The sequence below is a fragment of the Pseudomonas putida NBRC 14164 genome (assembly GCF_000412675.1).
Taxonomy (GTDB): Bacteria; Pseudomonadota; Gammaproteobacteria; order Pseudomonadales; family Pseudomonadaceae; genus Aquipseudomonas; species Aquipseudomonas putida.
Genome location: NC_021505.1, coordinates 650,003 through 676,306, shown reverse-complemented (window position 1 = coordinate 676,306; position 26,304 = coordinate 650,003). Strand labels below are relative to the sequence as shown.

At 56.4% G+C, this 26,304-nt stretch carries 21 protein-coding genes and 2 pseudogenes; 2 read left to right on the top strand and 21 right to left on the bottom strand.

Annotation, left to right across the window (positions count from 1 at the left end; all coding sequences use genetic code 11):
• Window positions 1-28 precede the first annotated feature (28 nt).
• The 14 genes and pseudogenes from PP4_RS03035 to PP4_RS02970 all read right to left on the bottom strand — a co-directional run bounded on the left by PP4_RS03035 (window position 29) and on the right by PP4_RS02970 (window position 16,357).
• Window positions 29-1,333, bottom strand: coding sequence for a BatD family protein (locus PP4_RS03035; RefSeq protein WP_016497818.1), 1,305 nt, complete (start codon window positions 1,331-1,333; stop codon window positions 29-31).
• Window positions 1,333-2,928, bottom strand: coding sequence for a VWA domain-containing protein (locus tag PP4_RS03030; RefSeq protein WP_016497817.1), 1,596 nt, complete (start codon window positions 2,926-2,928; stop codon window positions 1,333-1,335). The genes PP4_RS03035 and PP4_RS03030 overlap by 1 nt, the downstream gene beginning before the upstream one ends.
• Entirely contained in the window at window positions 2,929-3,921 is a 993-nt protein-coding gene (locus PP4_RS03025; protein ID WP_016497816.1) for a vWA domain-containing protein, read from the bottom strand.
• Window positions 3,908-4,417, bottom strand: coding sequence for a DUF4381 domain-containing protein (locus tag PP4_RS03020; protein WP_016497815.1), 510 nt, complete (start codon window positions 4,415-4,417; stop codon window positions 3,908-3,910). The genes PP4_RS03025 and PP4_RS03020 overlap by 14 nt, the downstream gene beginning before the upstream one ends.
• A complete protein-coding gene (locus PP4_RS03015) occupies window positions 4,414-5,355 on the bottom strand; it encodes a DUF58 domain-containing protein (protein ID WP_016497814.1) in 942 nt (313 codons plus the stop codon). The genes PP4_RS03020 and PP4_RS03015 overlap by 4 nt, the downstream gene beginning before the upstream one ends.
• A gap of 13 nt (window positions 5,356-5,368) precedes the next feature.
• Complete coding sequence (locus tag PP4_RS03010) at window positions 5,369-6,343, bottom strand: AAA family ATPase (protein ID WP_016497813.1); 975 nt, start codon at window positions 6,341-6,343, stop codon at window positions 5,369-5,371.
• Window positions 6,344-6,448: 105 nt separating this feature from the next.
• Window positions 6,449-8,803: a tetratricopeptide repeat protein gene (locus PP4_RS03005; RefSeq protein WP_016497812.1), complete on the bottom strand. Its 2,355-nt coding sequence runs from the start codon at window positions 8,801-8,803 to the stop codon at window positions 6,449-6,451.
• Between the two features lie 251 nt (window positions 8,804-9,054).
• On the bottom strand, window positions 9,055-9,822 hold the full coding sequence (locus PP4_RS03000) for a transporter (protein ID WP_231859023.1): 768 nt from the start codon (window positions 9,820-9,822) through the stop codon (window positions 9,055-9,057).
• Between the two features lie 92 nt (window positions 9,823-9,914).
• Window positions 9,915-10,448, bottom strand: a complete 534-nt coding sequence (locus tag PP4_RS02995) for a hypothetical protein (RefSeq protein WP_016497810.1) — start codon at window positions 10,446-10,448, stop codon at window positions 9,915-9,917.
• A 78-nt stretch (window positions 10,449-10,526) separates the two neighbouring features.
• Window positions 10,527-11,195, bottom strand: coding sequence for a DUF3313 domain-containing protein (locus tag PP4_RS02990; protein ID WP_016497809.1), 669 nt, complete (start codon window positions 11,193-11,195; stop codon window positions 10,527-10,529).
• 47 nt (window positions 11,196-11,242) lie between these two features.
• Window positions 11,243-12,505 carry an OmpP1/FadL family transporter gene (locus PP4_RS02985; RefSeq protein WP_231859022.1) on the bottom strand — a complete coding sequence of 421 codons (1,263 nt, stop codon included), beginning with the start codon at window positions 12,503-12,505 and terminating at the stop codon, window positions 11,243-11,245.
• Window positions 12,506-13,004: 499 nt separating this feature from the next.
• Window positions 13,005-14,290: pseudogene (locus PP4_RS27565) on the bottom strand (IS1182 family transposase); the annotation flags it as partial.
• Window positions 14,291-14,396: 106 nt separating this feature from the next.
• Complete coding sequence (locus tag PP4_RS02975; protein WP_041167533.1) at window positions 14,397-15,785, bottom strand: DEAD/DEAH box helicase; 1,389 nt, start codon at window positions 15,783-15,785, stop codon at window positions 14,397-14,399.
• Complete coding sequence (locus tag PP4_RS02970) at window positions 15,782-16,357, bottom strand: hypothetical protein (RefSeq protein WP_016497805.1); 576 nt, start codon at window positions 16,355-16,357, stop codon at window positions 15,782-15,784. Before PP4_RS02970 ends, PP4_RS02975 begins: the two co-directional genes overlap by 4 nt.
• A gap of 101 nt (window positions 16,358-16,458) precedes the next feature.
• Here PP4_RS02970 and PP4_RS02965 point away from each other — a divergent pair, with 101 nt between their 5' ends.
• On the top strand, window positions 16,459-16,683 hold the full coding sequence (locus PP4_RS02965) for a helix-turn-helix domain-containing protein (protein ID WP_041167955.1): 225 nt from the start codon (window positions 16,459-16,461) through the stop codon (window positions 16,681-16,683).
• A gap of 93 nt (window positions 16,684-16,776) precedes the next feature.
• On the opposite strand, the pseudogene PP4_RS28515 reads toward PP4_RS02965, so the two are convergent.
• A pseudogene (locus PP4_RS28515) lies at window positions 16,777-17,135 on the bottom strand (IS5/IS1182 family transposase); the annotation flags it as partial.
• 620 nt (window positions 17,136-17,755) lie between these two features.
• Here PP4_RS28515 and PP4_RS02955 point away from each other — a divergent pair.
• Window positions 17,756-18,061 carry a hypothetical protein gene (locus tag PP4_RS02955; RefSeq protein WP_016497802.1) on the top strand — a complete coding sequence of 102 codons (306 nt, stop codon included), beginning with the start codon at window positions 17,756-17,758 and terminating at the stop codon, window positions 18,059-18,061.
• A 51-nt stretch (window positions 18,062-18,112) separates the two neighbouring features.
• Here the strand turns inward: PP4_RS02955 and PP4_RS02950 are convergent, their stop codons facing one another.
• The 6 genes from PP4_RS02950 to PP4_RS02935 all read right to left on the bottom strand — a co-directional run bounded on the left by PP4_RS02950 (window position 18,113) and on the right by PP4_RS02935 (window position 26,154).
• Window positions 18,113-18,550 (bottom strand): antitoxin Xre/MbcA/ParS toxin-binding domain-containing protein, encoded by a 438-nt coding sequence (locus PP4_RS02950; RefSeq protein ID WP_016497801.1) that lies wholly within the window; start codon window positions 18,548-18,550, stop codon window positions 18,113-18,115.
• A gap of 79 nt (window positions 18,551-18,629) precedes the next feature.
• A complete protein-coding gene (locus PP4_RS27710; RefSeq protein ID WP_016497800.1) occupies window positions 18,630-19,040 on the bottom strand; it encodes a hypothetical protein in 411 nt (136 codons plus the stop codon).
• Window positions 19,015-21,000, bottom strand: a complete 1,986-nt coding sequence (locus PP4_RS28510) for a hypothetical protein (protein ID WP_016497799.1) — start codon at window positions 20,998-21,000, stop codon at window positions 19,015-19,017. The genes PP4_RS27710 and PP4_RS28510 overlap by 26 nt, the downstream gene beginning before the upstream one ends.
• 81 nt (window positions 21,001-21,081) lie before the next feature.
• Window positions 21,082-22,644, bottom strand: a complete 1,563-nt coding sequence (locus PP4_RS28505) for a site-specific integrase (protein WP_115283649.1) — start codon at window positions 22,642-22,644, stop codon at window positions 21,082-21,084.
• Window positions 22,634-23,830: a tyrosine-type recombinase/integrase gene (locus PP4_RS02940; protein WP_041167528.1), complete on the bottom strand. Its 1,197-nt coding sequence runs from the start codon at window positions 23,828-23,830 to the stop codon at window positions 22,634-22,636. The genes PP4_RS28505 and PP4_RS02940 overlap by 11 nt, the downstream gene beginning before the upstream one ends.
• Window positions 23,831-23,976: 146 nt before the next feature.
• The gene (locus PP4_RS02935) at window positions 23,977-26,154 is read right to left on the bottom strand and encodes a TonB-dependent siderophore receptor (protein WP_016497796.1); all 2,178 of its coding nucleotides are present in this window, start codon (window positions 26,152-26,154) and stop codon (window positions 23,977-23,979) included.
• Window positions 26,155-26,304 lie beyond the last annotated feature (150 nt).

The window sequence follows — 26,304 nt, the reverse complement described above, 5'->3', positions numbered from 1 at the left end:
AGTGCTGCCTATCACTTCAGGCAAAGACTCATGGGTTGAGTGGTTTCAAGCCTTCAGGGTGACTGACCTGCCGCCCGCTCACTGCCGCTCGCCGCAACGCTGGTAGGATCGGGCTCAGTGACGGCGCGCTCTGGCGTACTTCACTGCCATTGCCGTAGCGGTTCTGGAGCCAGTCTAGTAGACGTATTCGCAATTGGGGCGGCAAAGCTAAGGAAAATTCTGACACTGTGCGCTGCCCGGTAGCCCTGCGAATCCACAGGTACAGCCCGTCGAGCTGCGGCGGGTCTTGCGCAAGTTGAGCACGCGCCTGCCGCCAGGCATGGTCAGCAGAGTGCAACCGCGCCATACGCCGCGCTGCTTGCCAGCTTTGCAAATGCCGCCACACCGCCCACAGCCACGGCCGTGCAACGTAAATCAGCGCCCCGCCAAGCAGCAGCAAGCCTGCAGCCCACAACCAGTGGCCAGGCAGGCGCAACTGTGCCTGACGGCCGAGCGCGCGCAGGTCCTGGTCGATGGAAAACGGCGCTTTGTAACCACCCTCGATGGCGGTGACGTCGATCGGGGGCAACGTTGCTTGCCTGGCCTCACCCGTCGCCGCATCCCACCACTGCAGTTCGATCGCGGGCAGCTGGTAACGTCCGGCGGCCGATACCACATAGCTCACACTGTCTTCGCGCTGGCCGCCGGTCGAGCCCCCTCGCCCATCGCTTAGCGGCGCAACACGAGGGGTTTGCACATAGCGTTTGAGGCCTTCGATCTCGATCAGCGGTGGCGGTGGTATGAGCATCGCCTGCGCACCTTCGGCTCGCGTCACCACCCGACGGGTAATGCTGTCCCCTGCACGCAGCGGTGAATGCGACAGCTGCGTTTGTTGCTCAAGGCTGACCTTGCGTGCCACCAGGCGGTGCACGGTCGCATCACCGGCGAGGGCCTTGGCGACGAATGAAAGCGGCTCGCTGGCTAGTGTGACCGGCGCATCCGACTGACCGGGGAACACCTGAAAGGTTTGCGCAGGAAGGGTGAAGGCCTGGGCCGTTTGCGGGGTGATCTGATAGGTATAGCGCAGGCCGAAGAAGGCCTTGCCGTCGAGCCGTTCGTTCAGATGCTGCGCTTCTCCGCTGGGTGCGCTCACCGTAGCACCCGGCAACTCGATCACCGGCAGCACGGCCGGCTGGGTGAACCAGGTGTCTACCAGCAGATCGACCTGCAACTCGAGCGTCGCGCCAACCATCGTGTCACCGGGCGGCAGCAGGCGCGCCTGCACACGAGCCTCGGGTGCCGCGACCGCGAGCAATGGCAGGTAGAGCCCTAGCAGCAACAGCATGCGTTTCATCAGGTGCCCTCCGCTGTTTGTCGTGAGGCATCCTGAAGCAGGAACTTGCGCCTGAGGAACTGCGCCGGCGACGTCGTCAGGTTATTCAGCCAGACCTGGTCCGAAGCGGCCTGGGGCGTTTGCTGCTGCTTTTGCCGGGCGCCTTTGGAAGGCGTCTGGTCCTCCACCACCTTGTCGGCCTTCTCGTCGGGTGTGCCTGCCTTTTGCTGGTCTTCATAGTCTTTGAGCAGCGCCTGCGCCAGTGCCAGGTTGGCACTGGCCTCGGGAAACGCAGGCTGGCGCTGCAAAGCCTGTTGGTAGGCCTGAACCGCCTGGGGAAACTTGAACTGGCGCACGTAGATATTGCCCCGGTAGAAAAAAGCCTGGGCGGTGTCGAGCTTGCCGAGGCTGGCCAAGGCAACGTCATAGTCGGCGGCGGTGTAGGCAGCCAGGCCTTTCCAGTAAGGGTCGTTGAAATGCGCTGCGGCCTGCGGGTAATGGCCATGCTCGAAGGCCCAGCGGCCCTGCTGGTCAGGGGTGAAGAAGGCATCCGCGACAGGCCCGGCCCGCGCGCTTTGCGGCTGCGTGCCCAACACTACCGCCACCAGCACGGTGGCCAGCCAGTGCACCTTCCAGCCCCGGCGCAGGCACAGCAGCGCAATCAGCGCCAGCGGCCAGCACAGCCAGTAGCCGGCGTCCTTCCAGTGCACCTGCTGCGGGTCGCCTTGGGCTGCCTGAAAATGCTGCTGCGCATGCAGTTCGATCCAGTCCAGGTCATCGTCGCTCAGGGTCAGGCTGCCCAGCGGGCCGTTGACGGCGTTGGCCAACTGCCTCAAGCCCTGCTGGTCGAAGTCCGCCTGCAGCGGGCGCCCTTGGGCATCGACCCGGGTACGGCCCTGGGCGTCATGCACAACCCCGCTGTCTTGGCTGCCCACGGCCAGGACCATCACCTGCAGGTCGCTACCTTTCAGCGCGCCCGTCAGTGCCGACAATTGCCCGGTATCGGCGCCATCGGTCAGCAGCACCAGCGTGCCGGGCACCTGCTCGGCTGCCAGCAAGCGTTTCGCCACGTCGATCACCCCTGCTACATCCTTGCCGGGTTGCGCGATCAAATCGGTGGTCAGTGCTTGCAAGAAGGTGTCGAGCAACTGTGGGTCTTCGGTGGCGGGCAGCACCAGGTGCGCGCTGCCGGCATACGCGATGAGCGCTGTGCGTGCCCCTGCGCGGCGCATCACCAGGTCGTGCAAGGTATGTTTGGCGGCTTGCAGGCGGGATGGAGGTACGTCGTCGGCATCCATCGACGGCGACAGGTCCAGCGCCAGGATCAGCGGCGCACGGTTGTCGACGAACGCGGGGATGTCGCGCTGCCAGGTCGGCCCCGCGGCGGCCAGGGCACCCAGGCCGAGCAGTGCTGCCAGCAGGTGAACGGGCCGCAACCGCGCTTGCTCATCGGGGGTGATGAGCAGATGCTCGACCAGGTGTGGAGCGATCACGCCGTGCAACTGCCGCTTCAGGTCATTGCGCCGCTGCCATGCCCAGGGCAGCAGCGCGGCCGGTAGCCACAGTAACAACCAATAGGGGCGCAGCAGGTGCAAGGCACTAAGGTCGATGTCCATTCATGGCCTCCCCTGCGCAGGCCGTGCCCGCAACGGGCCGGCCACGGCTGCCAGGCTATGCCCCAAGGCCAGCAACAGCAAGGCCGCCCCCAGTGGCCACCAGAACAGGTCACGCTTGGGCTGGTGGCTGAAGGTCTTCACGCTGTGGGGGGTGATCCGGTCCAGCGTGGCATACACCTGGGCCAGCGCGCCCCGGTCGTCGGCGCGGAAGAACCTGCCACCGGTGGTGCGTGCGATGCCCTCCAGCGCTTGCAGATCGACCTTGTCTTCACCGCTGGCCTGGGGGTCGCCGATCCCAATGGTATGTACCACGATGTTCCGCTCACTGGCCAAGCCTGCCGCGTGTGCGGGTGTGATCGCACTGCCGGTGTCATTGCCGTCACTCAGTAGCACCATCACCTTTTCCTGCTCCTTGGCCTGATCCAGCAGCTTGATGGCAAGGCCAATGGCATCGCCTATGGCGGTGTTCGGCCCGGCCATGCCCACCCCGACTTCATCGAGCAGCAGCGAGAGACTGGCGTGATCGAGGGTCAGGGGCGACTGTGGGTAGGCGCCGGTGCCGAATACGATCAAGCCGATGCGGTCTTGCTTGCGCTGGGCGATGAAGTCGCGCACCACCGCTTTCACCGCGCTCAACCTGTCCACTTGCTGGCCATTGGCGTCGGTAAAGTCCTTGGCCTGCATGGACTGAGAAATATCGATCGCCAGCAGCATGTCGCGGATGGGCTGCTCACGCTCGATGGCCTTTTCCACCAGTACGGGCCGCGCGCAGGCGGCCAGCAGAAGGCCCCATACCAGCAGGTTCAAAAGCACTTGCCAGCGCCCCCCCGAGGGTGGCGTGGTGCCGGGGAGCTGGTTCACCGCACGGCTCATGGCGAAGAAAAACGGCACCCGCAATGCGCTGCGCGCTTCGTGATAGGGGCGCATGAAGCGGTAGGCCAGCCAGGGCAAGGGCAGCAGCAAGAACACCCACAGGTAATCAAACTGCCACATGGTGAGCCTCGATCCAGCGCCTGCAGGTGTTCACCAAGGTTCGCAGCTCAGGCTCGCCGATTGCCTGCACCTGCAGGTCTGGCGCATAAGCCAGCGTGTGCAGTTGCGCGGCGAACTGCTCAGGCAAGGCAAAGCGTGCCCGCTGCTGCAAAAACACCTGCCATTGCTGGCCTGACAGGCCGTGCACCGCTGGCGCGTCAGGCATGGAAAGCGCTACGCGCTTGAGCAACGCCGGTAATTCACGCAGCGCTGGCAAACGCTGCTCGGGATGGGCCTGCGCCGCAACAAGGGCGTCGAGCCGCTGCAACGCCTCACGTCGATAACGATCACGCTGCCAGCGCCGCCAGGCATACACGGCATACGCGAGCCCTAACACCACCACAACGGCCAGCAATACCGCCCAGCCCCAGGTTTGCGGGGCATAACTGAACGGAGGCACCGGCAACGGCAGCTCCTTGAGCTGGTCGATGGCGGCAGGCGACGGCCGGGCGCTCATCGGCCACTGCCCCCAAGCCGCCCCAGTTCACGCTGCACCTGGCCCAACACCTCATCGCCGGTACTGATCATCATCAGCGGTATCTGGCTGCGGCGCAGCAACTGCGCCACTTGCTCAAGGCGCCCGGAGAGGAAATCGCCCAGCGGCCGGTGCACCTGGCGCCGCCCGATTTCAAGGTCGATCTGCATCTCGCCCTGGGTCACGCTCAAACGCCCCTTGTCGGGGACATCCAGCGCGATAGGGTCATACACCTGCATGGCGATCACGTCATTGTGCGCGCTCAGTTGCCGCAACAGCTTCAAGGTCTGCTCCGTCACCCCGGCAAAGTCACTGATGATGCAGACCAGCGCATCATGCCCGGCCAGGCCGATGACGTTGCGCAGCGCAGTGTCGAGTCGCCCCTCTTGCTCGCTGTCCGGGCCTGACGCGCTAAGGCGGTTGTTGCTGCGCACCACTGCCGCGCACAGGGCCTGCACCCGTGCGCGGCTGCGCAGCGGCCTGATGTGCACCACTTGCTGATCATCGAATACCAGCCCGCCCACCCGATCACCGGCCTGCAGGGCTATCCATGCCGACAATGCGGCAAGCTCGGCAGCGGTGACTGACTTGAAACTGCGCCGGGAGCCGAAATACATGTTCATGCGTTGATCGACCAGCAGCAGTGTCGGCCGGTCGCGCTCTTCGGTGAAGGTGCGCACGAACGGCTTGCCGTAGCGTAACGATGCGCGCCAGTCGAGGTGGCGCAGATCATCGCCAGGTATGTAACGGCGCAGCTCGTCGAAGCTCAAGCCGCGGCCACGCAGGCGGGAGGCGTGATTGCCCGCCAGGATGCTTGCCAGCGGCTGACGCGCCAGGAAGCTCAAGCCGCGCACGCGGTATTCGAACGCCATCAGCTGGCTGAGCGAGGCGTAGACGAAACCATCCTGGGTCGGTTGCATGGGCTCGCTCCGTTCAGGCCGGGATGGCGACCGTGTCCAGCAGCCGGTCGATCACCTGGTCGGCGCCGATGCCATCGGCAACCGCGTCGTAGGAGAGCTGCAATCGGTGGCGCAACACCGGATGGACCACTGCTCGCACATTGTCCGGGGTGACGTACCCCTGCCCGGCCAGCCATGCGTGGGCACGCGCCACTCTGTCCAGGCTGATCCCGCCACGTGGGCTGGCACCGATCTTGATCCAGCGCGCAAGGTCCGGATCATACTCGACCGGGTGGCGGGTGGCGTTGATCAGGTCGATCAGGTAACGATCGATCGCCGGCGACACTTCAATGCCCGCGATCGCACTGCGTGCGGCGAACACCACGTCCTGGGGCAGACGCCCAGGCGCCTGGTGCGGGTGGCCTGCCTGTTGTTCCTCGTTGCGCACCAGGCGCAGCACCAGGGTTTCATCCTCCACCTTGGGATAGTCCAGTTGCAGCTTCATCAGGAACCTGTCCATCTGCGCCTCGGGCAACGGGTAGGTACCCTCTTGCTCGATGGGGTTCTGGGTCGCCAGCACCATGAACAGGTTTGACATCGGGTAGCTCTGACCGGCCACGGTAATCTGGCGCTCCTCCATGGCTTCAAGCAGGGCCGCCTGAACCTTGGCCGGGGCGCGGTTGATCTCATCGGCAAGAATCACGTTGCCGAACAGCGGCCCGGGTTGAAACTTGATCTCGTTGCCCTGTGCGGTCTGCTGGAGGATTTCGCCACCAGTGATGTCCGACGGCAGCAGGTCGGGGGTGAACTGGATGCGCCGCATGCTGGCCTCCAGGTGGGTGGCCAGCGCCTTGACGGTACGCGTTTTGGCCAGCCCCGGCAGGCTTTCCAGCAATACGTGACCATTGGCCAGCAAGCCAAGAATCACATGCCGGATGGTGTCGGCCTGGCCCAGCACGCTCTGCGCCACACTGGCTTCGAGTTCAGCAATCTGATCGCGTATATCCACTGCTCGGTCCTTGTCAGTCGGGGCATCGACACGAGGCCCCACGGATGTTCGCAACTGCTCGAAGGCGACGAGGTAAATCTAGCCGCTCACAGCGCCATCGCCAGCTCAGTTGGTGCTTTCGTATTTTTGCCAGTAAGGCTCGATGCCTTGCAGGCGTGAATCGTCAGGAGCCGCTTTGCGCATCCGTTGCACATAGGCATAGGCTTCGCTGCGTTCACCGGCCAAGGCATGCAGGTAGATCAACGAGTACAGAAGGTCGGCGTTATCCGGTGCCTGCTCAAGGCCACGCTCCAGCGCCGCCAAGGCCTCATCGCGACGGTTCATGCGCGACAGCAGCAAACCTTGGTTGTAGCGAATCCGCGCATTGCCTGGCAGCGCGACCGCTGCCGACTCCATCAAGCCCACGGCCTCTTCGGGCTGGCGTCGTTCCACCAGCAGCAGGGCCAGCATGTACGCCAGGTTGCCGTGATCGGTCGTCGACATCTTTTCCAGCGCCAGGCCTGCGCGCAGTACGTTTTCCGCTTCATCGAGCTGGTGCTCGGCTGTGGCGAGATTGGCCAGGTTGACCCGCGCTGGCACAAAGTAAGGGTCAAGGCGCAACGCCTGCCGGTACTGCTCCATGGCTTCTTGCTGACGCCCCTGGCGGCTCAACAGAACGGCCAGGTTCAAGCGCCCGCCTGGCAGGTCTGCATTGCCACGCAGGCGCGCCTCGTAGTCTGCCAGCGCTGTGCTGAACGCCTCCTTCGCCTGGGCGGGCAACTGCGTGCTGGGCACATCCGCAAGCGCCCGCACTGCCTCATCGCGCACCGCCAGGGAGGGGTCTTCGAGCAGGGGCAACAGCGGCTTGAGGCGCTGCTCTGGCGGCACGCTCGAGAACCCAGACGTGGCATAGGCACGCACCAATGGGCTCGGATCGTTCAACGCCCAGCCCAGGCTGATGAGGGCTTGAGGGCCCAGGTCAGCCATCTGTTCGGCGGCAGTGGCGCGCACGATGCTTGGCTTGGTCTTGTCTGCCAGCACCGTGCCCAAAAGGCTCAATGGGATACCTTGGCCATTGCGCACCGCCTGGAACGCCTCGCCAAACAAAACCGGGCGCTGCGGCTTGCCAAACCACTGCTCGATCGCCTTGGCGGCCCAAGCCGGTTGCTGGTCTTGGTGGCAAGCCGTGCAGGCATCGGGGCTGTCGACCTTGCTGGCGAGGTCCGGACGCGGGATCCGCAAGCTGTGGTCGCGCCGGGGGTCGACGACCATGTAGGTCTTGGTCGGCATGTGGCAACTGACACACTGGGCGCCAGGGCTGCCGGCGACGTGGTGATGGTGCGCGGGCGTATCATAGTCCTTGGCCTGCAGGGTGGCGAAGCGGGCTACCGGTGGATTGCCGTTGTGGCATTGCAGGCACAGCCCGTTGCCTTCGACCTTGACCTTGGCGGTGTGGGGGTTGTGGCAGTCGGTGCAGCCCACCCCTGCGTTGTACATCTTGCTTTGCGTGAAGGAGCCGTACTCGTACACCTCACCGTCGATCTGGCCGTCTGCGTGATAAAGCCCCGCGCGCAATGTTGCCGGCAGGCTCTGGTCGAGCTGCGGATGACCGGGTAGCTGGCCCACGCCAAGGGTCTGCCGCCGGCTGTGGCAGAACGCACACTGCTCGACCAGGCCCTGACTGCCCAGCGCCTTGTAATCGACGGCCAGGCCTATGTCCTTGGCCGATGCATAGGCTTGCTCGGCTGGTTTGGTTTTATTCGCCCAATCGACATGCGCCTTGCCAGGCCCATGACAGCTCTGGCAGCCAACGTTCTGCTCTTTCCAGGTGGAGGCAAAGCTGTCCTGGCGATCGTCGTAATGCTTCATCAAGCGAGTGGAATGGCAATCGGCGCACATGCCGTTCCAGTTCTGGTAGCGACCGGTCCAGTGCAAGGGGTCATCGGGCGCGAAGCGTTGGCCTGGGTAAAGCGAGAACCAGCGCTGCCCACCCTCGCCCTTGGCTCTGCTGTCCCAGGCGATGGTCAAAGCCTGCAGGCGGCCCCTGGGAAGGGCAACCAGGTACTGCTGCAGCGGATAGTAGCCGAAGGTGTAGAGAATTTCGAAGTCTGCCGGCTGGCCATCCTCACCTTCGGTATTGACGTAAAAGCCGCCGTGCCTGCGAAAGAAACGCGCCGAGACCCCGGCCTCGTCGAAGCGTGCGTCGTTGAAATTGCCAAGCACATTGGCCTCGCTGGCGTCGCGCATCGCCCAACCGTGATCCGAGTCCTTCCAGGCCTTGGCCTGGTCAACGTGACAGCCAAGGCAAGTAGCGGCAGCCACATAGCCTTCGGATTCGGTCGAAAAGGCGGGCTCAGCCCCCGCCTCCTCGGCAGACAGAGCAGTGCCCACTGAGCCAACCAGGCAGGTAATCAAAATTGCCAGACAGGACAAGGCCTTCAATGGCCAACTCAGAATCTTGCTTTTATTGCGACGCCCCATCCTTAGCTCCGTGATCATACGAATCAGCAGCCCTTCAGGGCGCTTCTGGCATTCTAGGTAATGACGCCTGCGTGAATCACGCTGTTACTTCAAATACTGCTCACAGACCCGTGCAGGGTTGAACACTCAGCCGCCATAGGCTGCGGAAACGACCTGCGTCAGCTTCATGCCAGCTGCAGGCGGCTGGTTCATGAGGATAGCCGCAAACTGAGATTGCGCTTCCTTGTGACTGACGCGTCTGATTGCCCGGCTCAGCGCGGAAACAGCAGCGTCACAGCAAGGCGAAAGCCCCAGCCGTCTGGGCCATTGTCCGGTGAGTCGAGCCAGTAACGCGGGCCGGCCTGGACGGTAATGGGATAGCCACCCACCTTCAACAACTGGGTAACGGTCAGGTTGATCGGGATGGTCCATGCCTTGGACTGCCAGTCGTAGGTTGACTCGCTGTTGATGCCGAATGTGGTCAACGTACTGTTCGTGTATGAAACAAACGGCTGCACGAAGGTCTGGTTGACCTTCTCCTTCCCATCTGCAGGGCTGCCCTGCAGCCCCCAGATATGGTTAGCCAGTATCCCATGCGTCCACCCGTTGGACTGCTTCAAGGCCACTGCAGTGGGTCCGAGCCCCCACTGTTCACTGCTCAGCACATCGTTGCTGCCTGTCGGTATCAACAGCGCAGGCCCTGCGCCGAGTATCCAGCCACTGGCAGTAGGTTGTTTCGGTGAGAAGAAAAAGCTCTGGGTCACATCGCCCACACCTGAGGTGTCTGCCGGGCCACCCAGGCCGTGTTGATCAATGACGGGCAGGATGGTCCTGGAGATCAGGTTCCAGTCGTCGTTCAGGCTGAAAGGCAGCACGGGTTGGATATTGGTCAGGCTGCGTTTGCCCTCGCCATTGGGGCCCAGTTTCTGGTCCCAGTTATATTGCACCGGCAAGCTGTACATGGCCGCAACCGGGTTCAGTGCCTTCTTGGCAAGCTCTGCCGAATCCTCTGCTTGGCCTTGGCCGGTATGCACTAACAAGGCAAGTGCGTAAAGCGGGTAGCCATTCTTTTTCAACACTGTATCCCCCGTCAGCTGAAAGCCAAGCCGCTATGACCGGCTCAGGCACTCGGCTAACCGCTGTGGTTCGGCATGTCGGGCTGCTTTGGCGGCAGCGGACCAATGAACATGCGCTTAAGGCGCTCGCGGCCAATAACGCGCGCCAGTTCAGCGATGACGCAATACATGAATATCAAGGTGATCAACAGGATCTGAACCGCCCAGAAGCGAGGCCAGTTAATGGATGACCACAACAGCGCGTTGGCATCCATCACGCCAGCCGCCTCTTTCCAATACTCGTACAGACGCTCCAGGTAATGGACGATCAGCGCGACCAAGGCATACATGCAGGTCTTCCAGGCGACGTTCCAGATCAGCGGCTTGTCGGGAAAGCGATTGATGAAAGGCAGCATATCCGCCACCAGCACAGACTTGCCCAATATCAGCGCGGCGATCAGCACCGACGCTGAAACAGGCAGCTCCACCCCTGACCCTTTGATCATCAGCGCACGAATTAGCGCAACGATGTGCAGGATCACGAAAAAAAACACGGTGGGAGGAAGCACTTTCAGGAATTCATGTTTGAGCTTGAGCATGACCGTTTTCATCGGGGCATCCTTGAAACTTCGAGTCCGTGCATCAAATGCCGATGCCCCTGCCGCAGCCACGGCAGGGGAACATTCGGGCTACTTTTTCAGGGCCTTGAATGAACTGACCATGTCCTTGGCCCAGCCATCGAGCACTGCACGTGCGTCCGTGGCCTGCATGACCTGCGAGGAGTTCTCCAATTCAGTACCTGCTCCTTTGCGTACCACCTGGGCCACTACCTCGTTGGAGTTTCCGTCAATGAATGCGGCCTCGGTGGCCACGCTGGTGTCTTGATCGCGGATCCCCGTCGCCGTGCTGATGCCGGCGGCCACCAACGCGATCGGGATAACTTCATACGGGCGCAGCCCCTTGGTTTTAGCGCTTACCCCCGTGATCGCCGGGCGCACCACCAGCACACCTGGCCCAGGGCTCGTCGCCAGCGGCAGCACGGTGGAAAACTGGTTTTTCAGCGCCTGATCGTAATATTGGGTTATGCCTTGCAAGGTTTGCTGCGGAATTTTCGCAGTGGGTTGCGGTTTGGGGTAAAACTGGCTGGGTTCGACATAGACACTGGTGAATTGGTTTGCATTGGTGCCGGGCTTGATCCAACGCATAACCTCCGCGCCCGAAGGTGATTTGTCCTCCTTGAGCTTGCTGTAATCCTTCAGAAATCCGGAGTATTCATCAGGCTCCACGTATTTGCTCGCACAGCCATGCAGTAACAGCGAGGTAAGACAAACGGTTGCAATAAGCGACCTACTTTTCATGCAACTTCTCCTTCCACGTTGAAGCGGTTTCCCCAGGACGAAAACCATCAGAATCGCCACGTTGCACCGCCGCCGATGATGTGCAAGGCGGCGTTATCGAAACTCCCTGACAACGTATCGCCGGAGCGCGCCTTGGTCTGCTCCACGTCCATATCGCCGAGCCAGACCAGCGTATAGGCCAGGTACAGGTCCAACCCTTCTTCTACCTGATAGTTCACCCCGGTCGCCAATCGCCACGTCTCGCCCATCGGGTTGTCCACCGTACGGTCCTTGTCATCGACAGCCGAGCTGTCATACCCCAACCCAACGCTCCAACGCAGCTGACGGGTCGCCTGGTACTGCGCGCCGACCGAGGCGTGCCAGGTATCCTTGTACTGGCGATCGACCGTGCGGCTAACCCCGGCGGCGTTGGCATCCACCTCTACGCCGATATCACCGAACTCGCTCCAGTCCTGCCAACCCAGGCTACCAAGCAGCGTCCACTGATCGTCCAGCTGGTGGGCCACGCTGAATGTCGCGGTCTGCGGCACGTTCATGTCCAACTCCAGCGTGTCCACCGCCAAGCGGCTGAGGGCAGCGTTGATCAGGGGGTTGTTGATGTCGCTGACATGCGGGCTGTCCTCGAACTCCAGCTTCACCTTGCTGGTGTAGGCCAGGCCAATACGCGTGCGGGGGTCGAGCTGGTAGAGCAGGCCCAGGTTCACACCAATGCCGAAGTCGGTGTCCTTGTATTCAAGCTGACCGTCGGGGCGCTCGACCAGCCCCAGCAGGCTGTTGTTGATGGCTATCTCGGTGCGGTAATAGCCCAGCATCATGCGGGGGCCGATGCCCACCGTGAGGTCATCGCTGAACTTGTAAGCAAAGGTGGGTTGGAACGACACGCCGATCACGGCCGCTTCCTGGGTAAAGTAGCGCCCGGCCCAGTCATCGTCGTAGTCCAGTGCCAGGCCAAAGTTACCGTACATGCCGAATCCGATGGCCGAGCGCTCATCGAGCTGGTGGCTGATGAACAAGCTGGCGCCCGGCAAGTATTGCAGGGCATTGCCGCCTTCGTTGCCGCCGAACTGGTTGTTGCTGTCGCGTGAGTAACGCAAGTCGCCGAGGATGACCTGTGCGTTGGCGCTGATCTGCGTGCCGGGCAGCAGCGCAATGCCTGCAGGGTTGCTCATCAACACGCTGGGATCGGTGGCGAGCGCCGCCGAGCCAGCGTTGGCCAAGCCGTTACTTTCCTGGCCGGCCTCATAGATGAAAATACCTCCGGCTGACACGTTGCTGGTGTGCAACGCCAACAGGATGATCGCCGGGGGCATCCACCATTTGGCGTCTGTACGATTCGAAGTGGTCATCGTTCCTTGCTCCACACTTTAAAAAGAGCAGGACACCGATTGCGCGGTGCCCTGCTTAACGCAGTCTGCGTCAAGGGAGCATTCAAGGCGTAACGATTGAGAACCAGAAGCCCGTGTCACTCATACCTTTTACGAAGACATTCATTTCCAGCTCCTTTTGACCAATGCCTGTATCGACTCGGGATAGTCTCCATGACGACTAGAGACAGAGTAGACCGGGGTTGAGTAATTTGCTTTTCAGCGGCGTCGATCTCTGCAGAAGCCATCACCATGGGCGTCCGACCTGGGTCCAGGCTGTGTGAAACAAAAGTAAGGAGGTCGACTAGTGAAAGAAGCTGGGTCAGCCTGTAAATTCAGCAGATTATGTGCAGATCTAACTCAGTCGGGCACCGGGCGCTGCCTGTGCTATCTGAGCCGCAGCAGTGGCCCGATAGCCGTATTCGTGCGCAAAAAACGGTTGGAATCATGTCCTGATCGCTTCAATCAGCCCAGCGACGCCGAAGATGCTCATCATCCGTTTGACATTGGAGGGAAGCACGTGAAGGCTTATCTCGGTGCTTACTCTCGGTAGGGTTTTGATCAGGAAGTGTGGGCTTCCCATCCACTATTTGAGCGTTCCGAAGGGATGCTCCACCGTCTGCCGGCGAACCTTCATCTTTCCTGGATCATGCTCCAGTCGGAACCGCACCGCGTCGACTACCGCTTCATACTCCCTGCTCTTTAACCGCCATTTTTTACCCGTGGTACACTGCTCCGTATGGAGCAATTTTGGCAGCCAGAGAATCAGTAGGAGTGCAGCAACATGCCGTCTTCCACCGAAGAGGCGGGTCAGTAGCCGATCCGCAGCCATCGGTATTTATCCGATGCAGCGCTGTAGATGAAGTCTTGCTTGCCGAACCGGCCTTCCGCTTTGCTGCTTGATGTCAGCGGCTTCGGTACAAAAGTGGTGATCCCTGCCTGCTCGCAAGCAAGGACTTCTAGAACTTTGTAATAGCCTCAATCGGCTACCACTTAAAGCGAATCAGCACCGACTTCTTCGCGTGCCTGGTTCGCCATATTGCTCCACTGCGTTCGGTCACTTCCAACATTTGGTGTCCTAATGGGCAACGATCAGATGGTGTTTGTCATCGACTGCCGTTTGTACGTTATAGCCAACTGTGCCACTACCTCGGCAGCTCATAGCCATTGAGCCCGCATCAGGATCGGTGAGAGAGATTTGCTGATCTGGGCTGGCGTTAAGCTGCGCTTCAATGTCCTTGAGCTTCGTCATCTGCTGTTTCAGCTTTTCGATTTTATCTTTCAACCGCTCCGTCTTGGCTTCGGCCACTGCCGGCCTACCCGATCCGCCGAACCATCACCGCAAGATAACGGTCAATGCTCTGCTCAACCTGCTGCATGCGCGCCTTGATCTTGCCCTAAGTAAAGTTACGGTCGCGGTAATCTACGGCTTTGAATTTGCTACCGTCGATGGCGTCCATTGGAAGAAAAAATTGAGGTTGCGGCAAAGCACTACGAACTGTCGACAGACGCTGCAAATGGCTTTACCGTTGTCTCGGCGAAAGTCGGCAATCGTTTTGAAGTCAGGCGCCAATCGCCCCGTTAGCCACATCAACTCGATATTACGCTTCGCCTCACGCTCAAGCCGCCGGCTGGACTGAATCCGATTGAGGTAGCCATAGATGTATATTTTTGCAGCGCTGCTGAATGGTAAGCCGGACTGCCTGTTGCCGTAAGATCAACACCCTCGAACCTAGATGACATTTTCAGCTCCTTATGAGCAGGTAGAAAAAATACACAGACGTTTTAACCCTTTATGAAAAATAGCTCTTAAAAATCCTAAAGCGTCGCTTCACTTTTAAAAAAAAGATAATAATTCTGTCCGATAATTCGCAGAGGCATCCAACATATAGTTTGTCTTAGACGTCCACATCGACATCGCACTCATCCATTCTTGACCCTCGCTCTCTTGGGTCACCAAGTCCCCAGCAGCATCACTCACTAACTGCAAAGCGTTGTTATCGGAGACGTCTTCTAAGACCTTGCCAACTAGATCATCCGCAAGACTAATAACGGCCAGGTCCTCTGGCAAATCGTCTGAAATGCGCTTGGAATATTCAAACAGTGCAGGCTCAGCCATTACATACAGCCAAGCTTGGTCATCACTTGAGCCCATACGACGAAGAATCCGCCCCAAAACCTGGCGATAGTGTAGCTCCGTCCGAATTCGACTGAGATAACAGCAAACTTGAAGACGAGGTATATCGGTCCCTTCGCTCACCATGCCTACGGCGACAATCCAAACCCCATGCCCTTGTCGAAACTTATTGATAGTTTGCTGGGCGTATCCAGTTTTAGTAGTTACGATACAACAGCTTTCCCCCATGCTTGAAAGTACTGCCGCAATTTCTTTAGCATGCTCAACATTCGAAGCTACAACTAGCCCTCCAGCCTGAGGGCAGCGCTCCCTAATAGAGCTAAGCCTCTCGATAGCTAACCCAAGAATATATCTCACCACCTGTGGGTCACGTAAAACGTCTTCAAAGCAGAAAGGAGAGCTCTCCAGTAGTTGAGCAATGCCGTTATAATGGGTGGTGTCCCCATGCTCACCACCACCTCTCGTAACCTTAAATATATGGTTATCTACTAAAGTTATCCTTGGTGCCCTACAGACCCTATCGATAACCGCTTGACTTAGACTGTAATGGTAATCTCGCGTTATCCTGCCTTCATCTGATGAATAGCGCGCTAACGCTATAGCCCTCTCATCAGAGCGCCAAGGCGTACCAGAAAGGGCCAGGGTCATTCTAGCATTATTTCTTATCTTTGAAACAATTGTATTGCCCCAACTATTTCCCGTCGCGCTATCAAAACCGGCACAGTGGTGAATCTCATCAAAGACTGCCAAGACCCTATACTGGTTGAACAAGCTCCAGAAGCTCTCGCCTTTGTATTCCATGCCTTGATATGTCGTGACATCGCCAACAGCACCAACATATCCATCCATACGCCTATTGATTACTTCGGTGAACGTTTTCCGGATTCCTTCAACTACCTGACAGGACGGAGCAAAGCAAAGCACAAGGTCAATCTCATCTAAATCGATTAACCTTCGAGCCAGCTCTGCAGCCATTATCGTTTTTCCGGCACCAGGAGTAGCTTGGCAGAAGAAATGCCGATAGTACTTATAGTGATTGATTGCTTTATCAATACATGCAACCTGCCAGCTCCGTAACTCAGCGCTCATCCGATCCCCAATTTTTTCAAAGTTTTTTCCATAGCTCGAAGATGACCAAGTAGACGAGAGCTTCGATCTCTTGCCTCAATATAGTCATTTTCCAGCTTAGGCTGGAGATGAGGCATATCGTCGAGCAACTGTTTATAACGCTCAGCCTCCCCCATTGAAGTTAGGAAGTCCAAGCGTGCCTCTTTTACCATTCCCTGTAAATTCTGGGTTGTTCGAGCGTCCGGTACATCGTCCCGACAAGTCTTAGACATGTCGTTATTTAGCTGGTTAGTAGCTGCAGTACTAAGGTAACCCTCTTCGACTAAGAGAAGGCTCACCGATGAAGGGAGATTTGCAAGGTGGTAGACTTGGTCACGACCTTTCTTCTCTGGATCACGAGTGATCCAGCCTACTCGCTGTAGACGAATCAGCTGCCTGAAGATGTAGCGGCGCAAGTCCGAAGCCAATTCCCTTGGGACGGCATAAGCACTAGCGTATGCATCCCGCAGGCTACGAGGGGTGAACCGCTCAAACTCGGCTTTTTGCAGAAGCTCGTGGATGCGCCTGTCAAGAGAGAAGGAAGGCGATTTCATACGGGCACCTGGCTAGCCTTACTACGACAATTGCGGATTATAATCCGTCGCAGAGCATGCCGCAAACGCTGATAGTCCGCCTCATGTACACCGAGGCGGATATGCAGACACTGGCAAGGGCTCTGGGACGGAATGTCCGGGAGCAGAGACTTTTGGCAGGAATTTCTCAGGATGCTTTAGCCTTTGCGTGCCAGATGGATCGAAGCTACATCGGTCGGATTGAGAGAGGTGAGGTGAATCTAACCATCGAGAAGCTTTATCGGATTGCTCATCAGCTAAATTGCCCTCCTCAGCAGCTTTTGCCGTCACTCATCCCCAGCAGCTAAGCTCCACCTGGAGCAGCCCATCAAGCGCATCATCTGCCACCTTCGCTTCGGCCTGGAGTTTTTTCATCTGCCGCGCTCGCGGCTTTACCCGTTGTACATTGCGCAGGACTGGCAGCCCGAGAACCAATAAACATGCATCAGCATCCCGTCTTTCCATGTTGAGTAACGCTTGGTCAGTAATTGCCCACAAGGCATCGATACTCATCCAATGTCGAGACGTACAGGAAATCCTGCTTGCCAAATCGATCTTCGGCTTTGCTGCTAGAGGTCAGTAGCTTCAGTACGAAGGGTGAGATTTCAGCTTGCTCACATGCAACGATTTCCGTGCCTGTGTAATAGCCCCGGTCGGCAACGACAGTCAGCGATTCAGCACCGATTTGGTCACGTGCTAGCTTGGCCATGTTGCTCAACTGGCCGCGATCATGACCGCCCTTCGTCACCTCATGCGCAATGCGATCTTTTCGAGTGGAAGCTGAACGATTATCCTCCCCTAGGCGGTGTCGCACCGAAAGCAATGCTGAGATTCGCACCAGACAAGGTGCTAGCCGCGACAGAGAAAAAAACCAAGGCGAGGCCATGCAGAAAAATGACCCAAACACAAACTCTGCACCAGGGTTCAGCACGGTCAAAAACCTCACGCACTTGATATATATGCAGTTATTGAATGCACTTCGCCACGGGCCTAGGCAACATTCGAAGCCTCCAATTCGTGAAGCAACTGCAAAATGAGGCCTCAAGGAATCTAAGATGAGCAGCCAGCTAGCAGCTCGGAGTCTCCCCAACCAACTGCCTGTTTTCTGTAATTGCTACTCAACAGTGTTAAGAGCGGTTGACGCTCTGTACGACGTACGAGGTTATCTGTTGGCGGAACTGGTGGTGCTGTGCCTGAAAAATCGAGCAAAAGTCCCGCTTTTCCGACGTGCCTACTACGAGCGCAATGTCCAAGAAGAAGCCATAAGGTACCTGGAACACTTTACGGCGCATCTGCTATTCGGTCCGAAGGGACGGTTCTCGCCACAAGAATACTGCTGGAGCCAACATTTAATGCTCGAAATACAGAGGCTTATTCGGAATGAAAATCACTACCCAGATAGCGACTGAAGTCGTAACCGACATACGCTGCGACGTCTGCGATGCCTCCACTCGACTGGAAAGCGAAAATCTACAATATGGGACGCTGCAGGCCCAGTGGAGCTACGGCGCGCTGCACGATGGCGAACGCTATGAGGTGCACCTCTGCGAAATGTGCTTCTTCGCGACCATCGCCTACCTCAAGCAAGAGCGGCGCACGGCCAATATGTTTGAGGAGGACCCGCGACAGCTGCAGAAAGATTTCGGGCTGGCTGCTCGAGATGATTTTTTCCTTGATGGCCGCTGACTCGCTCCCAAACTCAAATGGAGGCTCAGGGGCGAGTATCTGTCTACCTGCTTACTGATAAACCCCCAAAACAACCCGATCCAAATAGCTCACAACCAACCGGTATCCCCATAAATTTCCGAGCATCTCTAGCGGAATTTCGCCTGAGAGTTGACTACAAGGCTTTTCAAGCCAATTTTCTGCCAATCGTTGCGTGCCGAAGGTAGAAGTGGCGCGCTCAAGCGCCAGTGCGTATTGGAGGGCGACCGCACTCTGATATTCATTTAGGAGCACAACTCCTTTTTGCGCCTCCATACGGCGAAGCGTACGAATCGATTTCCCCATAATTCGCGTCAAGATCTGCCTCGAAGAATAAAGCGTAGACATTTCGAGCATCGCTTTCAGAGAACCTAATGCAAATCCTTTTTTTATGAGCAATACAAGTTCCAGCTGACTAAGCTCCTCAGTCTTAACGCCAGCCAGTACTACACTGAGCTGCCTACTAAGCATTTGTTTTAGCCTCCATTTAACTCGACAGCCATATATAGCCCCTCATGGCTCATAGGGAGCGAGCCACCGTTGCAGTTGCTCAAGCTTCCGAACGATCACGATCAATGGACGGAAGGGGAGCAGTAATCACCTCTTCAGTTAAGCCATTCTTGTATGCATTATATTGGAGCAGAGTCAAATACTCCAATAATAACGAATTTCTGCGCTGCAAATCTTTGACCTGGCTTTCGAGATTGTGGATACGCTGCGCCGCAAAAGCTAAGCTGGAGGGGGTTCTTAATTTGGGTCCTGCGACTTTTAGCTCAGCTTTCTTCGATGTGAATGCGCTTACTATCTCAGGATGATGATTAAGGGACTGCCTGGTTGGACGCTTGCCCACCAAACATTTAACTTCGTCACAAAGTTCGTCCCAAGTGAGACGAGCACGCTTCCAACCATGCAGCACATTTACAATTGCGGCCACATCAGAGGCCTTCAGGTGCTTCGCCATGGTTCAAGCCCTCAATACCCTCAGAGTCTAATCGATTAATCACCCGACTAAGCTGAGTAAAATCATTTCCTTTCAACCGAATGACCGCTCCATCCACCAATTTGGGATTACTCATAAGAGACACCAGTTCTTTCAACCTATCAATGGTCATTTCAGTATGCACAATCCAACGATCAGCACCATAATCATCCGGCTCTTGCTCATCTTTAGTTTTCTCTAGGACCAACTCTAACTGATCGAGCCGCCTTAAAATTCGCTCATAGTTCGAGGCAAGCCCCTTGATACAAACATGCTCAGTACAATTTATGCAATCTCTAAATTTACGACACGGCTCGATAGAAAAACTATGTGAGCAGAAACCATATTCGGTGACATGCATTGCTGCCATGGCTCTCAATGGAAAGTCGCTTTCATCTACCGGTACATATTGAGGCCTAACCTCCGCCTGTGGAAAAGCAGCACTTACAAGCCCCAGCTGCCGCACTCGTTCAATGACTTCTTCATCTGTAGTATGATCATAGTCCCTATTTGATTTGACGTTCAAGCGACCCGACCAGCGAGCCAGGTCAAAATCGCTAAGCCCGCCACGGATTGCCAACGTATTGAGTAGATGCCTGACAGCATGGCTTGACATCTTAAGCTTTTCGCCTTGGGCACCTTTATAACCATGTCGTTCAAAGATACTAGTGCCGTGGCGCTGAAAACTCCTCCCCCCCAAATCATCAGCTAACGTCTTCAACGCCGGCCGCGCCAAAACCACAGGGTTTGTCCACACTCTTGACGACAACTGATATTTAAGTAAAGTACAGATGCACTGACTAAACTTGACACCCTTAGCCTCATCAAACCACGGGAAGTTAATGTCATCTTGCTGCACAGTCCCCCATAGGTCATCCAACGTGTATGCTTCATTGGCACTCGAATACCCTCTAATGGTGAGAAATCCATTTGCTTGTTTGTTGCAATCTGAGACCATACCAAGTGCTTGCGCGGCCTGCACATTACTGAGCCAAAGATTACTCATCACTTTCGGACACGCGGAATGACGATAAAAACCTTGTGGTTGCCCCTCAAGATATTCCGCCAGTTTACGACCGGGCTCGCTTAGTTTCACCAATCGAGAAAAAGCCTCTTTAGCCAATGGAACCATTGAGGATGGTATCCATTTGATCATTGGCCCAGCCCCTTTACTTGCGTAAAACCTAAAACCATACTGCATATTGCCGCTGAGGTCCGCTTCTTCTACCTCTGCGTCTACAGTTAAGGCCAATATCTCGTTACCTCTAGATGGCGCACACAATAATAATGCCACTAGCGAAGTAGTAAAAATATCTCTAGGACTTGAAAGGTTGCTGCTAAAAATCTCACCTAACGCATTAAGTGCCTCTTTACGCGGCATTTTGCTCTCACGAGCACGATCCCCCTTTCGCCCCGTGGCCCTCATGTTTTTAGCCGAGGCACCATTGGGCGACTGCCAAGTTTTTAGGTCAATCGCCACAAAAAAATTATCAGTTAGAAAACTTGCTAACGTTGCCAATAATCTCGATGCGTTATAGGCGCTTTCTTTAGAAAAATTCGCCTTCAGCAACAAGGCTGCTTCATCCAAGACTGCTAAGGAAACCTTAGATACATCACCTGTTCCTGTGAGTGTACACAGCGCCGCCTCGACAGCTCGGAACATAATACCCAACTGGGAGAATGTAGGTCCTCTCCGTTCCAAAAACATGAACACCAAGTATGCTTTGGCAAAAGGCAAAAAACCCTCATCTAGTAGCTCCCCTTCTTGCAAATCAGGGCCTTTTGAGGAGTTTAATTTTTTCAAACGAATCCCAGGCCACGACCAGGATTCCCAATCGTCTACAACATGCTGGGCGTGAAGTTTCATTTTCTCAACGAATCGGTCTAAGTTTGCTCGACAATCACCTCTGGCAAGCTCAACCCCATACGCCTCGCTAAGCATTATTGGCCTCCACAAATAGCGGTGTGTATTGATATGAAATTTATCGAGCTAATGCTCCCGCGCATCTGATTTGCTTAATATTTATTTAAGGTCCGAACCAATGACCAGATCTTCATGATCTTTTGCATTCGCCTGCCTTGCTTTGCAGAGCTCGATCACTTCTGCCACGGCCAGCATGCATCGGTCAAGAGATGTAGCAATAGCTGCGTCCCCTGTTGCCTCCAGAATCCTGGTTCTTTCTGACAGTAAATAGTCATACACAGTTTGATGAGGACCATTTAGCCATGGCTGAAAATGTGCACATGTGTAACACGGCACTGGTACGCTTGCAGTACAATAACCATAATACCCACAAGTCCCCGAAGGTTTACCATCGTGCGTACGTATCGTCGCCGATTGATCATCACCTCTTAGCGCATTGCTTTTAGAATTAACTAAGACTCCCGCGAACGCTTTCGCGTATGACGCCAACATTGGGTCGAGTGCCGCACTAATCTTCGCCCCATATTCCGGTACATTCTCAGTGTAAACGGTGACACTCTGCACATCATTGTGATCGAGCAACTCCGCTATGATTAATGGTCCGTAACCTTCCCTGGCTGCCCGCGTAGCAACGGTATAACGAAACCTCCTAGGGCAGACAGTAAGAGGCTTGCCCGTTCGCTCCGACTGCACATTCAAGACGGCAACAGCATTCTTAACACGGGTTGTCATCGACGCCCCTCTTAGGTGCAAAACATCACTAAAAACAGCTTCGCGCAGCGTGTTAATATTCACTCCATCTTTTAAATTCACCCAATTAGGGAAGAGAGGAAAATTCTCTGAAAGCTCTTCAGGAACTGACTCTGAACACAGCGATTTTATTTTTTCAATAACGTGCTGCTTCTGCCTATTTAAAATATTCCACACGTCAGCAGGTATTGAACGGCGTTTACGATTTTTTCGAAACTCTTGTCCTCTCTGTTTTGCACGGGGCATCATCACGACATACACTGGCTCCCCGTTCTTGTCTATTTCTACAATCAAATCCAGACAACGCAGGTCTGTTATCTGAATGGGCCGACTACCTAGTGCTAAGGTGATCAGCGTTAGCGCAAAGGATTCCAGCTTCACCGCTCCAGACTCATAACCCTGGATGAGAACTTCGTATAACCCAGAGAGCTCGATATCACTAAACGGTCCTTTAATTGGGTCGCGCCGCCTTACCGCATCCCCTTTAGGATTACCCACGGACTTCATAGCTTTAAAATACCCAACAACGTCCTCCGAAACAAAACCGACACCTAGCTTCTTCCAACGAACAAACAAAGCCTTCAAGAAAGTCAAGTACCAAATACGCCCACTCAAAGCGGCACGGTAATCAATTAACAGGTCAACCGTAATCTCCTGACCTGCGGCAAATTCAACCAGATGAAAAAATCTCTCAAATATGTTCGTCGTATATGCCGGAGAATTATCTCTAGCATAATAGGACATCACGACCTTAAAAGAAGACAAAACATCATCACTCACAAGCCCGACAAACTTAGAGAAATCAACTCTGCAATTTCGATTCAATTGCCAGATCGTGGAATCAAGGTTAAATATGCAACCACTTTTGGTTATATAATGGTTGCTCTCAAACGAATCAGCCCTAGGTTTCATTTTTCCTCCGGACTTTATCGCGAAGCTTTTCCTGAAGCTCAATCCCAACCTGGTTGGCTTTCTTAGAAACAAACCGCTCGTTATAGTGTTTCGCACTACCGGAGCCCTTCCTCCACCCCATCAATTTGGAGCGAATGCTTTCTTGCTCTGCCTCGGATGGCGGTTTTGGCAAGGCATCCATATACTCCGAAAAATCCTGATTCCAGGTATGCCGTAGTCGATGCCCGTGGACTTGAGCTAGAGCCAAGGAGGACTGTTGTAACGTTCGCCAAACTTTCTGATACCCAGCGATAGACAAAGGCTGCCCCTGAGACGGCCCCGATTTATGGGTTATGAACAAGTAGGGACATTTGCGAGAATTCGGTATTTTTCGACGCTCACCAATGATGTATTTATGAAGGTCAGCGCCTAATCTGCTACTCATGGGCAAAGTACGAGCTAGAGTCTTGACTAACGGTTGACGAGATCGCGGATCATCGACCTGATCAGGACGCCGTGCAATTCGAACAAAATTTTCTCCGAAGTCCAAGTCATCTAAACGAATCCCTAACAGCTCACCCGCCCTTATCCCTAGCTCGCTCATCACGCGGATAATCAAATAGTTCCGGAACTGGACCTCTGGTTCAAATATATTCACGGGACTCTCAGGGGCAATTGCCGCATCGAGCGCTTGGACTTGAAATGATGACAAAGCCTTTTCTTTCTGCCCCGCTCGACCACTGATTCTAGGTCGTCGCGCACGGATATGCGACACCATGTCGGCCGCTGCTTCGGGGGATGGATTAGCGTAATCAAAATAACGCCCAATCAACCAATCACAATACTTAGCGATCGTTGATAATCGAGCATAGAGAGTCATTCGATCAACATCACACGCGCGCTTGGACTTAATAAGTCCATAATGCTTTATCGCACAAAAGTCGCGAAGCGCATCCAGTTCGTGCACAAGAAGAAAACGCTTTGACTTATAGCGATCATGCAAGTCTATCTGCCGCACCATCAGGAAACAGAAAAATAAACGCAGATGGGAGGCAGCCGAAAGTAAGGTAGCGTATGCCTTATCGGCGTTCCTGATTTGGGAAGTCAAAAAAAGATTGGTGTTGAAGTCCGGGAGATTCGATTCATCGTCCAGCAGCACGACGTATCTTTCTCCAGAGGTCATCATAAAACGCTGAGCGGTTAGCATGATCGGCGTCCCATTCTTTACTTTTCATTCAAGGTACACCATAGATGAAAGTAGTGATGGGAAACCGACCAAAGGTAGAAGAGGAATTACTCTATATCTATTAGGCTGTTAGATAATAAATTTTACATTTATGTCTCAGGTATGTTCTAGAAATCGTAACGCGCGCCAACCATCATGCTGCGCGACGGCCCGTAGAAGTTGAACGTGGACGTCGACCCCACCCGCGACAGGTAGTCCCGGTCGAACAGATTGTTGACGTTGAAGGTGGCCGTCAGCTTCGAGGTAACCGGGTACGACAGCATCGCGTCAACCGTGGCATAGCCGGGTGCATCGATACGCACGCCACCGTTCTCGGAATAGAAGCTGCTCATCGCGGATACACCGCCGCCAATGGCCAGGCCGGTCAGCGGGCCTTGGCTGATGGTGTACTTGCTCCACAGCGAAGCCTGGTTGCGCGGCATGATGAAGAAGGTGGTTTCGGCGTCACCCTTGAGGGTTTCGGTTTCCATCCAGGTGTAGCCGGCCAGCAACTCCCAGTTTGGCGTCAGCTTGCCGCTCACTTCCACTTCCGCGCCTTTGACGCGGGTCTTGCCGGAGGCAATCGAGAAATTGGTGTCTACACCATCCTCGTCATATTCGGTGGTGGCGCGGTTCTTGTCGGTCAGGCGGAATACCGAGAAACGGGTATTCAGGTCGCCGCCAAAGTAGCTGCTCTTGAGGCCGAATTCGTACTGCTCGCCTTCACGCGGCTTCAGCACCCGGCCGTTGCTGTCGGTGTCGGACTGCGGCTTGAACACCTGCGAGTAGCTGGCGTACAGCGCATGGTTCTCGGTCAGGTCGTAGACCAGGCCGCCATACGGCGTGAAGTGGCCGTCCACGCGCTTGCTGTCGTTGGTGCTGGCACCGCTGCTCAGGGTGGTGGTGTAGAAATCACCGCGGTACCAGCTGAAGCGGCCACCGGCGATCAGCGCCAGGCGCTCGATCGGGCGGAAGGTGACCTTGGAATACAAGCCATACTCCTCTTCCTGCATGCCGGTCTCGGTGCTGTAGTTGGGCGACGGTTTGGCGAACTGCTTGGGCGAGTAGGTGTTGACGTTGATGGCGCCCAGGTTGGTGGTGCCGTTGAGGTACTCGGTGTCGTAGTTCTTGTAGTCGGTGCCGACCACAAACTCGCTGACCTGGCCAAGGGTTTCGAACGGCTGGCTGTAGCTGGCGTCCAGCGAGTAGGTGTCCTGGGTGAAGTCGCGCGCGCTGGCGCGCTCGGAGTTGGCACCGGTGGTGGCATTGGTGGCGGTGAAGGCGTAGAGGTAATTGGTGTCGCGGTGTGAACCACGCGCCGCGATACGGCCATAGCCGCCGTTGTCGAAGCGGTGGGTCAGCTCGGCGACCAGGTCGGTGGTCTTGCCGTCGAAGTAGTTCCAGTCCGCCCCCAGGAAACGGGAACGGCTGAAGTCGGGCACATCACCGGACAACGTTGCCGGGTAGCCATTGTGCGGTGTGATGTTCTTCACTTCGTGCATCAGGCCGAACGACAGCGTGGTGGCGTCGTCCAGGTCGACGTCCAGCGCGCCGTAGTAGCTGTTACTGGTGTTGGCGTTGTAATCGACTTCGCCATTGGTGTCGTCACGGGACGCGACGAAACGCCCGCGCACGCGGCCGGCGTCATCCAGCGGCCCGCTCAGGTCGATTTCTTCGTGGTTGGTGTCCCAGGTGCCATAGCTGCCTTCGACGTGGCCCTGGAACTCGGCAGTCGGGCGCTTGCGCACCATGTTGACGATGCCACCCAGTTCACTGGTGCTGCTGAACAGCCCGGCCGGGCCGCGCATGATTTCGACACGGTCGAACGCCGCCAGCGACGGTACGGTACCGAAGATGCTGGCCATCGGCGCCGGCAGGCCGTCAATGTTGAATTCGCTGTACTCGTAGCCACGGGCGTAGATCGACGACCGGCCGCTGTCGTTGGTCAGGGTGCGCAGGCCGGCGGTGTACTTGGCCAGGTCATCCAGGTGTACGAACTGGCGGTCTTTGACGTAGTCCTGGGTGTATACGGTGATCGACTGGGGGATGTCCTTCAGCGCTGCTGGCGTCTTGGTGCCCACGGTCGCGGCATCGACGCTGTAGCCACCGGTGGCTTCCGAGGGCAGCATGTCGTACAGCCGGTTGCCTTCGATGGTCAATGCCGGCAGGTCGAGCGAGGTGTCCTCGGCTGCCGCCTGGGTCGCTACCGTTTCGGCCAGTGCCGACACCGAAAACGGCGCCAGCAACCCCAGCACCAGCCAGCCCCGAGCCCGTCGCGAGCTCCCCACACCTTTGAAACCGTTCATGACACACCCTTCGCCCAAATGATAGTAATTCGCAAACGAAACAAGTTGCTTTTTGCGAACGATACCGGAGGGAAAACGGGGGCGCAGCAGGATTAACCTTCTTAACACACCCAGGCGTTGCCCTCCCTTGCTGGCAATGGGATGATTCGT